Origin of the sequence: Reyranella sp., assembly GCF_052439685.1 — a bacterium.
Lineage (GTDB): Bacteria > Pseudomonadota > Alphaproteobacteria > Reyranellales > Reyranellaceae > Reyranella.
In genome coordinates this window covers 205,609-218,773 of the sequence record NZ_JBQVQG010000003.1, presented here as the reverse complement: position 1 = coordinate 218,773, position 13,165 = coordinate 205,609, and the positions used below count along the sequence as shown (strand labels likewise).

10 protein-coding genes are annotated in these 13,165 nt (G+C 67.5%); 7 read left to right on the top strand and 3 right to left on the bottom strand.

From position 1 onward, the window contains the following. Nucleotides 1-15: 15 nt before the first annotated feature. The 3 genes from ACT6UX_RS06605 to hsdR are packed head-to-tail and all read right to left on the bottom strand — an operon-like array spanning nt 16 to nt 6,091. Entirely contained in the window at nt 16-1,326 is a 1,311-nt protein-coding gene (locus ACT6UX_RS06605; protein ID WP_444774353.1) for a restriction endonuclease subunit S, read from the bottom strand. Then, complete coding sequence (locus tag ACT6UX_RS06600; protein ID WP_444774352.1) at nt 1,323-2,786, bottom strand: N-6 DNA methylase; 1,464 nt, start codon at nt 2,784-2,786, stop codon at nt 1,323-1,325. The genes ACT6UX_RS06605 and ACT6UX_RS06600 overlap by 4 nt, the downstream gene beginning before the upstream one ends. Further along, a complete protein-coding gene (gene hsdR, locus ACT6UX_RS06595) occupies nt 2,786-6,091 on the bottom strand; it encodes a type I restriction-modification system endonuclease (RefSeq protein WP_444774351.1) in 3,306 nt (1,101 codons plus the stop codon). The genes ACT6UX_RS06600 and hsdR overlap by 1 nt, the downstream gene beginning before the upstream one ends. A 263-nt stretch (nt 6,092-6,354) precedes the next feature. On the opposite strand from hsdR, the gene ACT6UX_RS06590 reads away from it, so the two are divergent. The 7 genes from ACT6UX_RS06590 to ACT6UX_RS06560 are packed head-to-tail and all read left to right on the top strand — an operon-like array spanning nt 6,355 to nt 13,155. Continuing rightward, complete coding sequence (locus ACT6UX_RS06590; protein ID WP_444774350.1) at nt 6,355-7,407, top strand: ABC transporter substrate-binding protein; 1,053 nt, start codon at nt 6,355-6,357, stop codon at nt 7,405-7,407. Nucleotides 7,408-7,420: 13 nt separating this feature from the next. After that, the gene (locus ACT6UX_RS06585) at nt 7,421-8,485 is read left to right on the top strand and encodes an ABC transporter ATP-binding protein (protein ID WP_444774349.1); all 1,065 of its coding nucleotides are present in this window, start codon (nt 7,421-7,423) and stop codon (nt 8,483-8,485) included. Continuing rightward, on the top strand, nt 8,482-9,333 hold the full coding sequence (locus ACT6UX_RS06580; RefSeq protein WP_444774348.1) for an ABC transporter permease: 852 nt from the start codon (nt 8,482-8,484) through the stop codon (nt 9,331-9,333). The genes ACT6UX_RS06585 and ACT6UX_RS06580 overlap by 4 nt, the downstream gene beginning before the upstream one ends. A 10-nt stretch (nt 9,334-9,343) precedes the next feature. After that, a complete protein-coding gene (locus tag ACT6UX_RS06575; RefSeq protein ID WP_444774347.1) occupies nt 9,344-10,144 on the top strand; it encodes an ABC transporter permease in 801 nt (266 codons plus the stop codon). Beyond that, nucleotides 10,145-11,506: an amidohydrolase family protein gene (locus ACT6UX_RS06570; protein WP_444774346.1), complete on the top strand. Its 1,362-nt coding sequence runs from the start codon at nt 10,145-10,147 to the stop codon at nt 11,504-11,506. It begins immediately after the preceding gene. Between the two features lie 9 nt (nt 11,507-11,515). Further along, complete coding sequence (locus ACT6UX_RS06565) at nt 11,516-12,265, top strand: aspartate/glutamate racemase family protein (RefSeq protein WP_444774345.1); 750 nt, start codon at nt 11,516-11,518, stop codon at nt 12,263-12,265. A 2-nt stretch (nt 12,266-12,267) separates the two neighbouring features. Beyond that, a complete protein-coding gene (locus ACT6UX_RS06560) occupies nt 12,268-13,155 on the top strand; it encodes a polysaccharide deacetylase family protein (RefSeq protein ID WP_444774344.1) in 888 nt (295 codons plus the stop codon). Nucleotides 13,156-13,165: the final 10 nt, after the last annotated feature.

Genomic DNA, 13,165 nt, shown 5'->3' with positions numbered 1-13,165 from the left:
ACCGTCTGCCGACCTCTATGATCGCCTGACCCGACCGCGTCGCGGCTTCGCCGCCGGCGCCGTCTCCCGCTCCGCCCGGATCCGCTCCAGCAGCACGCTCGCCGGCTCGTCGTTCGGATCCTGGGGCACCAGCTCGCCGCGAAACGCCTTGGCCAGCACCGCTTGGTCGAGCCGGTCGATCAGCGTCCGCGCGCTCGTCGCCTCCGCGGCGAGGCGGTTGATCCAGGCGAAGGCGTGGTCGACGGACCTGTTGATGTCAGAGACTCGTGCTGCGGATGGCATGGGTATGAGCATGCCGCGGACAACGGCGCCATTGATCTTCGGCATATTTCCCGCAGTCCCCGTAGCCTTCGAGACGAAGTAGGAGCGTCCTTGGCGACTGTTGAGAAAGCGCCAAACCAGGCGTCGAACTTCGGGATCCGCAATCCTCACCCTCATCATGAGATCAAGATAGATGTACGTCGCAGGAGGACCGTCGAAGATGGCTGCGGCGCCCAAATGTTCCAGAGAGTTCGCCCGTTGGATCAGCAAATCGCCCGGCTGCAACCAATACCGAGAGCCAACCGGGATCGTTTCGCTAAGGCGCTTTACGGCTTTTGCGGAAAGATCGAGAACACCACGAGTGGTCGCGCTCAATCGCAGGCTGAGCGTTCCGGTATCATCTGCCGAAGTCTGTGGCGAGTAACCGTTCGTAGGGCCATCGGATACGAGATTTGAAAGAGGCGTTGGGCGATTGTCAGGTGCATTGAACACCGCCGCCAGCACCGCCTGCTTGTATTTCTCGACGAGGCGAGGAATGTGATCGAGGTGCTCGCGCGCGCGCTTCGACTTGCTCGACAGGCTGTTGATCTTCGCCACGATGCGGCGTTGTTCGGCGAGCGGAGGTATCGAGATGACAGTTTCTTCGAACTTCCCCTTGGTTACGTGACGCAATCCGACCCCGCCATGCGCCTTTGCAATCTGTTCGTCCAGGGTCTGGTTGATCGCGTGTCTTAGAAAGTCGCGATCAAAATACGCCCGATCAAAATGCACGTTAAAGATGTGCTGATTCAGAATCGCCTTTGAGCCCTGCCAGACGTGAGCGCCAAAAGACGTGCCGGGCGTTCCGGACCAAGCGAACAGTAGGTCGCCACTTTCCACGAGGAATCGCGCATCGACCTCTTTGGAGTAGAAGTTGAATTTGGCATCAGGTCGATTGAGATTCTGAATCCGGATAATCGGAAGTCCGACTTCTTCCCAATCCGATGGCTTGAAGGCCCTTCCATTCACTAGATGGCAAATATCGCCAATTGAAGTTTCCGCCCAACCTAGCGGCACGTCACTCACTCCGCCGCCTCCGCGACAGGCGCAGGCACTTCTTCCGGCTCCAGCTCTTCCGCCAGCGTCTCGATGTCCTCCAGCGCCGCCTTGAGATGGCCGATGATCGCGGCGGCGATGTCATCGGGGTCCGAGAGTTGTTCCTCGGCTTCGACCTCGGTGTCGCGCAGCCAGGCGATGTCGAGATTGTCATTGCGCGTCTTGATCTGCTCGCGCGTGAAGCGGCGCCAGCGGCCCGTCTCGCCCTCGTCGCTGCGCCGGGCGGCGCCCTTGGGATCGGCGCCGTAGGCCGCCTCGAAGGGGGCGAAGTCGGCGAGCGTCAGCGGCCGGGTCTTGCCGAAGGCCGGCATGTTGGAGCGCAGGTCGTAGATCCACACGGCCTTCGTGTTCCCCGTGTCGGTCGTGCCGCGCCGGAAGAACAGCACGTTGGTCTTGACGCCCTGCGCATAGAAGATGCCGGTCGGCAGGCGCAGGATGGTGTGCAGGTCGCACAGCTCCATCAGCCAAGTTCGCAGGGCGCGGCCGGTATTGTCCTCGAACAGCACGTTGTCGGGCAGCACCACGGCGCAGCGGCCGCCGGGCTTCAGCGTCCGCACGATGTGCTCGACGAAGGCGAGCTGCTTGTTCGAGGAGCCGGCGGTCACCGAGAAGTCCGACCGGGTCGGCCGGCCGCCGCCCTTCTTGGTGCCGAAGGGCGGGTTGGTCAGGACGAGGTCGGCCGGCGGCAGGCCCTCGCCGTCGGGCGACAGCGTGTCGGCGAGCTGGACGCCGCCCTCGATGCCGTGCAGCAGCAGGTTCATCAGGCAGAGCCGGTGCGTATCGGGCACCAGCTCGGCGCCGCCGAAGGCGTGGTGGACCTGGAAGTCGCTCTTCTCGCCCAGCGTATAGAGATCGTCGGTGCGGTCCTTGATGTAGCGGTCGGCGGCGACGAGGAAGCCGGCCGTGCCGGCGGCCGGATCCTGCACCGTCTCGCCCGGCCGCGGCTGGACCAGCCGCACGATGCAGTCGATCAGCGGGCGCGGCGTGAAATACTGGCCGGCGCCGGATTTCTTGTCGGCGGCGTTCTTCTCCAGCAGCCCCTCGTAGAGATTGCCCAGCCCCTCCTCGCGCGCCGAATACCAGTCGAGCTGGTCGATGCTGGCGGTCAGCGCCTTAAGGTTGGTCGGCTTGCGCAGCCTGGTCTGGGCATCGGTGAAGATGGTGCGCACCAGCGCGTCCTTCGTTCCGGTGCTGCCGAGGTCGAGCAGCAGGCGCTTGTAATGGTCGAGCTGGTCCAGCCCCTCGCGCCGCGCCAACTCGGCCCAGCGATACTCCTTCGCCAGCCGCTCCTCACGGCCGGTTTCCTGCAGCATCTTGAGGAACAGCAGGTAGGTGAGTTCGGTGACGTATTCGTTGTAGGTGACGCCGTCGTCGCGCAGCACGTTGCACAGCGCCCACAGCTTGGCGACGATGTCGGTGGTGGTGGCCATCAGCCTGCCTCTCTCCACAGTTCCTCATTGATGTTCGCGAGCACGAGGGCGAGCTCGCCGTCGAACACCTTGTTCAGTCGTGCGAAGCCGCCATCCTTGCGGAACGGCTCCCGGTCGAGCGCCTCGCGGTCGACCACGATCTCCTTCGCCACCTGCTCGCCGATGCGCTGCAGCCAGCGCTTCTGCGGCTCGCTCCAGGCCGTGCTGCGCCGGATGCGGTCCATCGCGTCCTGCACCCGCCGCGCATAGGGCACCAGCGGATCGCCCAGCGCCGCCTGCCGGATGTAGGCGATGAGCGGCGCCACAATGTCCTCGTTGCGCGCCTGCGACCAGGCGGTGCGCAGGTTCGCCTCGGAATAGCCTTTCAGGTCGAAGGCCCGCCGCAGCGCCTGCAGGTCGGCCCGCGTCAGGTCGCGCGGGCGCTGTACCACGAGCTTGAGCGCGGCGATGGTGTTGAGATTGTCGCGGACGAAGGCGGTGAAGCCGTCGAGGAAATCCTCCGGCCGGGTCGCCGTGCCGTAGCCGCGCGACACATCGACCAGCCGGTCGGGATGCTGCGAGATCGGCATGTAGCGGGGCGCATCGCCGTCCGCCTGCCAGTCGAGGATCGGACCCAGTTCCTTTCGGTCGGCGAACCATGCGGCCAGCTCGGCCGGCGGCGTCTCCAGCAGCCGCTGCAGCGTTTCCTCTGGCGTCTCGCCGGCCACCGCCTCGAAGCGGGCGCGCGCCTCGGGCGCGAGCTTGTTCGCCCGGCGCCGCAGCTTGACGGCGATCTGCTCGCGGACGGTCTCGCGGCCCGCGTCGTCGCCGGCCTTGGTGAGTTCGTCGACGAGCTGCGCGAACGGGATCGAGGGATTGACGACGACGGGCCGCATCTCGGTCAGGTTCTGCAGGTGCGGATAGAGATCGACCGCGTCGAAGATGCGGAACACCTCCTTGCCGATCTCGGGGCAGAGCCGCGTCGCCCGGCCGATCATCTGCTCGTAGAGTATGCGGCTGTTGACCCGCCGCAGGAACACGAGGTTCGTGATCTTCGGCACGTCGATGCCGGTGGTCAGCAGGTCGACCGTGACGGCGATCCGCGGATGGGCGTCGTTGCGGAACGAGCGGATCAGCGTCTGCACCCTGTCGACGCTGCCGGTGATCTTCTTCACCGCCGCATCGTCGATCCCGCCATAGGCGGCAGCAAAGGCCTTCTTGACCTCGGCCACGACGATGTCGGCATGGGCGTCGGTCGCGGCGAAGATCAGCGTCTTGTCGGGCAGCGCCGGATCGATGTGGCGCGCCAGCTCCTCGGCCACCACGCGGTTGAACTCGGTGGTGACGACCTTGCGGTTGAACGACTCGACGTCGAAGGTGAGATCGTCCGGCGCATGGGCGAGGTCGATCTCGCCCGTCTTCGTATTGAGCAGCTCGAGCTGCGCGTCGCGGGCGAAGGTGATGCCGGCCTGGGCCAGCGCCGTGGTGATGCGGAACGGCGGCTCGTGGTCGATCAGGAAGCCGTCGATCACGGCGTCGCGGTAGGAATATTTGTAGATCGGGTCGCCGAAGATCTCGGTCGTATGCAGCGCCGGCGTCGCGGTGAGGCCGATCTTCACCGCATCGAAATAGTCGAGCACGCGGCGATACTTCGAGATGTAGTCGTCCTGGCCGCGGAAACCGAGTTCGGAATCGCTCAGCTCGCGGTCGAGCAGGTAGCCGCGATGGCATTCGTCGACCACCACCAGATCGTACTGGTCGACCGGCGGCGCCTGCGCGGGATCGGCGGCATAGAGCACGCGCTTCACCAGCCCCTGGATGGTGCAGATATGGACCCTGGTGTCGGCCTCCGGCTCGACGTCCTGCAGCTTCTTGAGGCCGAAGATGTCGGCGAAGGCCTTGCCCGACACGACCTTGGTGGTCGTGAACTCGCCCGCCGCCTGCTCGCCCAGCGCCGAGCGGTCGACCACGAAGCAGATGCGCCGGAACCGCCTGGTCGTCAGCAGGCGATAGAGCATGGCGATGGCCAGCCGGGTCTTGCCCGTACCGGTCGCCATGGCCAGCAGCATCGTGCGCCGGTCGTCGGCCAGCGCCGCCTCGACCCGCCGGATCGCCTCCTGCTGGTAGTCGCGCAGGGCAAAGCCGAAATCGAAGGGTAGTTCGTCGAGCGCCTTGGTCGCGGCGTCGCGGTCGACCTGCAACTGTTCGACCAGGCCCTGCGGCGTCGGCCAGTCGACCAGCGCGCGGCGGTGGTTGGCGTCGCGGCGCGTGTCGCGGAACCAGATGCCGCTCTCGGTCTCGATCTGCTTGAGGTAGGCGCGGCCGTTGCTGGCGAACACGAAGGGCACGCGGTGGTCGCCCCACGGCCCGCCGCAGAAGGCGCCGCCGTCGGGCGGGGCGATGCTCCGCGCATAGCGTTCCGACTGGTCGATCGCCGCCGAGACGTTCTTGCGCCGGCGCTTGGCCTCGACCAGCCCGACGAGGTCGAGACCGGCGAACAGCGCGTAGTCGGCGGGCCCGCTGGCGGTCGGCCATTCGGCGATGGCCCGGTTGCGGCCCTTGGCGGGCCGGGTGCCTTCGGAGAAGCGCAGCGTCACGCTGTCGGCCTCCCAGCCGCGGTCACGCAGTTGCTGGTCGATCCGCTCGCGCGTGCCCGCCTCGTCGAGGTCGATATGGGCGGCCGCTTCGAGGCCCGCCTCCAGCAGCGCGGCGGCCTCTTCCTTCGGCGCCTTGACCGCCATCGCCTGCAGCTCGGCCAGCCGCGCCGACAACGAGAGCTTCTCGGCCTCGGTCTCCAGCGCGAGATGCTCCCAGACGGCGCGCTCCTCGCTGAGCTGCAGCACGCGGCGTTCGCTCTCCGCGCGCGCCGAGGCGAATTCCTCGGCCTCGCGGGTGCTCTCCGCCATCTTCTGCCGCAGCGCCTCGATCTCGGCCTGCAGCGCCACCGTGGCATCGACCGGCTCGCGCGGCGGCACGAAGGGGCCAGGCCTGAAGTCGGGCACCCCGCCGAAGGTCCGGTGGAACCAGACGGCGAGCTGGCGCGACAGTTTGAGCGCGGCCAGCGCCTCGGCATGCGTGCCGGCGGCCTCGTGGACGGCAGCATTGCCGACCAGCCGCAGCCGGTGGAACACGTCGGAGACTTCGCGCGGCAGGATACGCTCGGCGCGCAGGCGCCCGAGCGTCCGCTCGAAGGTCTCCTCACCTTCGTAGAGCCGGTGCCGCGCCGCGATCAGCTTGGCCAGCAGTTCCGCGAACTGGCGCATCTTGACGAGGCACGTCGAGGGATCGTCGCGGAAATATTGCTCCGCCAACGCGCCCAGTTGCACCAGCCTCGGCTCCTCCTCTGCGAGGAATCCGAAATTCGGTGTCGCGAACCTGTCCCCTTGCCCCTGCACGCCGCGATTATCGCGGCGGTCCCTTCATTGGCAATGCTCAATCTCGCCGAGCCGGACTGGCTTGAAAGCCGGGCGGTGGCCGACGGCGTCACCGCCGTCACTCCGCCTCGCTATGCTCGGCTCCGGTCGAGATGACGGTGTCTTGCATTAGGCACGGTCCTTGCTTCCCCCGCTTCGAGCAGGGGGAATTGCCTATGAACAAGTCAAAGATCGCCGTCCTCAACCGCCGCACCGTTCTTGCAGCTGCCGGTGCCGCCACGGCGGCACTCGCCGCTCCGCGCATCCTGCGCGCGCAGGGCAAGGAACTCGTGGTGGGCGGCGCCGCCAGCCACAAGGGCTTCGTCGAGACCATCATCGCGCCTGTCGTCGAGAAGAAATTCTCCTGCAAGGTCGTGTTCGAGGGCTCGCGCTCCCTGGTCAACCTCGAGAAGATGCAGAAGAACAAGGACAGGCAGTATCTGTCGGTCGTCATGATGGACGATCCCGTCATGATCCCGGCCGTCGCCGAGGGCCTGCTCGATCCGCTGACCGCCGCCAAGGTCCCCAACCTCGCCATGCTGAAGCCGGGCACGATCCACATGGACGGGATGTGGTGCAACTACCTGCAGCCCTGGCTGGGCATCGCCTACAACCCCAAGGCCATGAAGACGGCGCCGACGTCGTGGGCCGACGCCTACGATCCCAAGTACAAGGGCCGCGTGATCCTGCCGTCGCTGCAGAACACGGAAGGCCTCGCCAACCTCTTCATGGCGGCCTTCCTCGCCACCGGGAAGCCGATGGCCGAGGCGCAGAAGGACATCGATGCCGGATTCAAGAAGCTGGTGACGATCAAGCCCAACCTGCTGACCGCCTACACCCAGATGCCGCAGGCCTACAATCTGCTGGAACAGGGCGAGGGCTTCATGATCTCGAGCGCAATCTCGCAGGTCGCGCTGGAGCGCAAGGCCGCCGGCGCGCCGGTCGAGATCGCCGTGCCGAAGGAAGGTATCTTCGCCATGCCGTCGGGCGTCGCGCTGGTGAAGGGCGGGCCGCAACCGGAACTGGCCGCGGGCTACATCAACGAGATGATCGGGCCGGAGGTCCAGGCCAAGCTCTCGGCCGCGACCTACTCGCTGCCGACCAACAAGGATACGCCGGTGCCGGCCGGGGCACCGACCAACGCGACCATCTTCGGCATCGACTGGAAGTTCGTCGCCGACAATCGCGCCGACTGGGTGAAACGCTGGGACCGCGACATGGCGATGTAGTCGCAGCCGCGTCGTGACTTCCGATTCGTTCCTCGATGTCGCCGGCGCCGAAAAGGCCTTCGGCGGCGTCACCGTGCTCGGTGGCGTCGACCTGAAGGTCGCCGCCGGCGAGTTCATCTCGCTGCTGGGCCCCTCGGGGTGCGGCAAGACCACCTTGCTGCGCATCGTCGCCGGCCTGCTGGCGGCCGACCGTGGCGCCATCCGGCTCGACGGCGAGGAGATCGGGTCGCGGCCGCCGCACCGACGCGACGTCGGCGTCGTCTTCCAGAATTATGCGCTCTTCCCGCACCTGACCGTCGCCGAGAACATCGCCTTCGGCCTCAAGGCGCGGAAGCATCCCGCCGGCGAAATCGGCCCGACGGTGCGACGCTTCCTGTCGCTGGTGCACCTGACCGACTTCGCCGACCGTTCGGTGCGCGCTTTGTCGGGCGGCCAGCAGCAGCGGGTCGCGGTGGCCCGCGCGCTGGCCGTGCAGCCCAAGCTGCTGCTGCTCGACGAGCCCTTCTCCGCGCTGGACCGCAAACTGCGCGAAAACATGCAGATCGAGCTGCGCAGGCTGCTGCGCGAACTGGGCATCACCGCCGTATTCGTGACGCACGATCAGGACGAAGCGCTCACCATGTCCGACCGCATCGCGGTGATGAACAAGGGCGCCATCGAGCAGCTTGCCGCGCCGGCCATGATCTACTGCACGCCTGCCACCGCCTTCGTGCTTGAATTCGTGGGCCTCTCCTCTCGCCTCGCCGGTACGGTCGTCGGCCAGGATTACGGCCAGGTCATCGTCGACACCGCTTTCGGCCCGCTGCGCGCGCCCGGCAGCTTCGTGGTCGGCGCCTCCGTCGTGCTCGCGGTGCGGCCCGAACGGATCACGGTGAACGCGCCCGGCGACTACGCGCTGGTCGCTCGCCTGCGCGACGCGGTGTTCCAGGGATCGAAGGTCCAGCTCCATTTCGAGGCGCGTGATGGCGACCATCTCATGGTCGAGACGGCGGACCTTTCCGACGGACTGCCCGCGCCGGGCACCGAGATGCGACTGGGTTGGGCCGTCGCCGACACGCTGATCTACCCGGCGCCATGACGACCAGGAGCGCGCCCTCGCCGTGGCGGGATCCCGTCGCCCTCCTCGCGGCGCCGGCGGTTCTCTATCTGCTGGTCGTTTACGCCTTCCCCCTGCTCTGGCTCTTCATGAAGAGCCTGATGGGACCGGGCGGGCTGACGATCCAGCCCTACGTCGCCTTCCTGAGCGATCCCTTCAACTGGCGGGTCGTCGGCAACACGCTGCGCGTCGCCGCCTGGGTCACGCTCGTCTGCTTCGCGATCGGATATCCCGCTGCCTTCGCGCTGGCGCGGGCCGGCGCCGTCGTCCAGATCGTGATGCTTGTCTCGATCATCCTGCCGCTCTCGGTTGGCGCAGTCGTCAAGGCCTTCGCCTGGCAGATCGTGCTGCGCCGCGACGGCATCGTCTCTCAGATACTGGTCGGTCTCGGTCTCTGGGACGAGCCGCAGCGCCTGCTCTTCACCGAGACCGGGCTGGTGCTGGGCGCCGCCAACATCTTCCTGCCCTTCATGATCCTGCCGATCTATTCCGTGGTGAAGCTGATCGATCCGCGCCTCAGCGAGGCCGGGGCGACGCTGGGCGCCACGCCGCTCTACCGCTTCACGCACGTGACCCTGCCGCTCACCCTGCCGGGCATCGTCTCGGGCGTCGCCTTCGTCTTCTCGATGAGCGTCTCGATGTTCGTCATCCCCTCGCTGCTGATCGGCGACCGCTTCCAGACGCTCGCCACCTTGACCGGCCGCTCCTTCCTGCTGATGCGCAACGAGCAGCTCGGCTCGACCACCGCCGTCGTCCTGCTGGTGCTGGCGGTGTCGATCGTCGTCGGTTCGACCTGGCTGGCGCGCCGCATCGGAGGCAGCCAGACATGACCGCCCCCACATGACCACCCTCGAACGCGCCACGCGGTATTTCGTCTGTGCCATCGCGGGCTTCACCGTCGTCTTCCTGATGACGCCGCTCGTGGTCACCATCGCCGTCTCGTTCGGCTCCTCGACGGTCTTCACCCTGCCGCCACCCGACTGGTCGCTGCGCTGGTACGAGCGCCTGGCCGGCATGCGCGGCCTGCTGCCCGCCCTCGTGGTTTCACTGCAGATCGCCGCCGTCTCCACGGCCGTCGCGATGGTGCTGGGCACCCTGTGCGCCATCGCCCTGGTGCGCGGTCGCTTTCCCGGCCGCGAGACGATCTCGACCTTCCTCGTCTCGCCGCTGATGCTGCCGGGCCTGGTGATCGGCATCGCCATGCTGCAGGGCTTCAAGGCGATGGGGCTGCGCGACGTCTATGCCAGCCTGCTGGTCGCGCACGTCGTCATCACCCTGCCCTACATCGTGCGCACCGTGGTCGGCGCCCTCTCGCTGTTCGACTTCTCGCTGATCGACGCCGCCCGCACCTTGGGCTGCTCCTACCCGGCGGCGCTCACGCGGGTGCTGGTGCCGTCCCTCGCGCCGGCCTTCCTGACCTCGGGCATGTTCGCGTTCCTGGCCTCGATGGACAATTATCCGATCTCGATGTTCTTCACCGATGCCTGGACCAAGACGCTGCCTATCCAGATGCTGCAATATGTCGAGGAGCGGCCGGACCCGACCATCGCCGCCATCTCCGCCGGCCTCGTGTTGCTGGCGATCCTCGCCCTGATCATCGGCGACCGGCTGGTCGGCCTGCGCAAGATGGCGGATTTCTAGATGAACGATATCGATCTCCAACCCTGCGACCTGCTCGTCGGCGGCGACCTCGTGCTGACCCTCGACGAGCAGGGCCGCGTCCTCCGCAACGGCGCCCTGGCGGTGAGCGGCGGGAGGATTGTCGACATCGGCCCGGCCGCAGCGCTCGAGGCACGCTGGTCGGCGACGAAGCATCTCGACGGCAAGGGCCGGCTGGTGATTCCGGGCCTCGTCAACGTGCACAACCACACGCCGCTGATGATCACGCGCGGCATGATCGAGGACATCGGCTTCGCGCCGATGTACACGCCGGGCATCCCGCAGGGCCACTGGCTCGACGCCGACGACGCTTATGCCCTGTCGTGCCTCGGCATGTACGAGCTGCTGCGTGCCGGCTGTACCACCGTGGTCGACTACTATCGCTATCCGTCGTCGTGCGCTCGCGCCGCCGCCGAGCTCGGCCTGCGCGCCGTGATCGCGGGGCGCGTGCACGACGCCGACCCGGCGGCCCTTGCGGTCGGCCGCTACGAGCACAAGACCGAGGTCGGCCAGGCCAGCCTGCGGGAGAACGCCGAGCTGATCGAGCGCTGGAACGGCCACGACGGCGGCCGCATCCGCTGCGATTGGGCCCCGCACGCGCCGGACACCTGCTCCGACGACCTGCTGCGCGAAGTCGGCCGGCTGGCCGAGGCCCATGGCGGCAACCTGCACACCCACCTGGCGCAGCTGCCGATCGAGGTCGAGGCCGTGCAGGCGCGCAGCGGACTGACCCCGGCGCGCCTGCTCGACAAGCTCGGCCTGCTGAACGAGCGGCTGATCGCCGCCCACTGCATCCACATGGAGCGCGCCGACATCGAGCTGTGCGGCAAGGCCGGGATCACGGTGGCGCACGCTCCGATCGGCAACGCCAAGGGCGGCCGCATCGCGCCGATCGTCGAGCTGCGCGACGCCGGCGCCCGCATCGCGCTGTGCACCGACACCTTCTCCGGCGACCTGATCGAGGCGATGCGCTGGTCGATCGCCATGCAGCGCATCGATCGACAGGGCAACGTGCTCGACGCCCGCACCGTGCTCGACTGGGGGACTCGCGAAGGCGCGGCCGCCCTCGGGATGGGCAGCGAGATCGGCTCGCTGGAGATCGGCAAGCGCGCCGACATCGTACTGCTCGACAACCGCTCGCCGTCCCTGGCACCGCTGGTCGACGGCTACGGCGTGCTGGTCCACAGCGCCTCGGGCCGCGACGTCGACACGGTGATCGTCGACGGCCGCATTGTCCTGGCTGGCGGCCAGCCGGTGCGCGTCGACGGCGCCGAGATCGTCACCCGGGCCCAGGCCGTCGCCGACCGGCTGTGGCAGCGCGCGGGTCGCGCCCCCATCGGATAAGGTCCTGCCATGAAAATCCTCGTCGCCAATCCCAACACGTCCACGGGCGTCACCGATCGTCTCGTGACCGCGGGCCGCCTCGTCGTGAGCCCCGGCACCGAATTGCTGCCCATGACCGCGCCGCGCGGCGTGCCTTACATCGCCACCCGCGCCGAAGCCGCGATCGGCAGCGCCATGATGCTTGAGATGCTGGCCGAGCGGCGCGGCACCTTCGATGCAGCCATCGTCGCGGCCTTCGGCGATCCCGGCCTCGGCGGCGCACGCGAACTGTTCGACTTCCCCTTGGTCGGCATGGCGGAAGCGGCGATGCTGGTCGCCTGCACGCTGGGCCGTAAATTCGCGATCGTGAGCTTTGCCAAGGCGCTCGAACCGTGGTTCGCCGAGATCGTCGAGTGGCACGGCATGTCCGGCCGCTGCGCCGCCATCCGCACGCCCGACGAAGGCTTCCGCTCGATCGACGACGTACAACACGAGAAGGAGCAAGTGCTGATCGACCTTGCCCTCAGCACCGTGAAGAACGACGGCGCCGACGTCGTGATCCTGGCCGGCGCGCCGCTCGCCGGCCTCGCCAACACGATCCGTGACCGCGTGCCCGTGCCGCTGGTCGACGGCATCCAGGCCGCGGTGACGATGGCCGAGGGCCTGGTGCGGCTCAATCCGCGCAAGGCGACGCTCGGCACCTATCGCCGCCCCGCCGCCAAGGACTCCAAGGGCCTCGCCGGTCCCCTGGCCGACGTGATCGGCCATCGGGAATCGTGACCGTGCTGCGCGACCTCAAGGGCTATGGCCGCACGCCGCCCGATCCGCAATGGCCCGGCAGCGCGCGGGTCGCCGTCTCCTTCGTCATCAACTTCGAGGAAGGCGCGGAGATGTCGTTGTCGGCGGGCGACGCCCACAACGAGAAGGTCTACGAGGTCACCGACGAGGTCTTGGGCGTCCCCGACCGGTGCATGGAATCGCATTTCGAGTATGGCACCAAGGCCGCGTGGTGGCGCATCGCCGATTCGCTGGAGCGGCTGGGCGTGCCGGCCACGGTGAGCACCTGCGGCCTCGCCGCCGAACTCTCGCCTTGGCTGATTCACGACGCCGTGGCGCGCGGCCATGAAATCTCCTGCCATGGCTGGCGCTGGGAAAAGCACGCCCATATGGAGGAGGCGACCGAGCGCGAGATCATCGCCCGCACCGTCAAGGCGCTGACCGAGATCGCCGGCACCCGGCCCGTCGGCTGGCACACCCGCTCCACGCCCTCGCCCAACACGCGCCGGCTGCTCGTCGAGGAAGGCGGCTTCCTCTACGACAGCGACGATTATTCCGACGACCTGCCGTTCCATGTCGAGGTCGCCGGCAAGCGGCACCTGGTCCTGCCCTACAGCTTCGACACCAACGACATGCACTATCACCAGGGCTTTCATCGCTTCGTGTCGGCGCGCGACTTCGCCGACTACACGACCGACGCTTTCGACACGCTATGGACCGAGGGCGAGCGGTTCCCGAAGATGATGTCGATCGGCCTGCACCTGCGGATGATCGGCCGCCCCGGCCGCATCGCCGCGCTCGACCGGATCGTGTCGCACATGAAGCAGAAAGGCGGCGCTTGGTTCGCGACGCGCCGCCAGATCGCCGAGCACTGGCAGGCTCGCTTCGGGTAATTCAAAAAAC

What these genes read in the sequence shown, in the direction of transcription:
- ACT6UX_RS06600 (WP_444774352.1), bottom strand. Translation starts at nt 2,786, where the DNA reads ATGGCCACCACCACCGACATCGTCGCCAAGCTGTGGGCGCTGTGCAAC.
- ACT6UX_RS06590 (WP_444774350.1), top strand. Translation starts at nt 6,355, where the DNA reads ATGAACAAGTCAAAGATCGCCGTCCTCAACCGCCGCACCGTTCTTGCA.
- ACT6UX_RS06580 (WP_444774348.1), top strand. Translation starts at nt 8,482, where the DNA reads ATGACGACCAGGAGCGCGCCCTCGCCGTGGCGGGATCCCGTCGCCCTC.
- ACT6UX_RS06575 (WP_444774347.1), top strand. Translation starts at nt 9,344, where the DNA reads ATGACCACCCTCGAACGCGCCACGCGGTATTTCGTCTGTGCCATCGCG.
- ACT6UX_RS06570 (WP_444774346.1), top strand. Translation starts at nt 10,145, where the DNA reads ATGAACGATATCGATCTCCAACCCTGCGACCTGCTCGTCGGCGGCGAC.
- ACT6UX_RS06565 (WP_444774345.1), top strand. Translation starts at nt 11,516, where the DNA reads ATGAAAATCCTCGTCGCCAATCCCAACACGTCCACGGGCGTCACCGAT.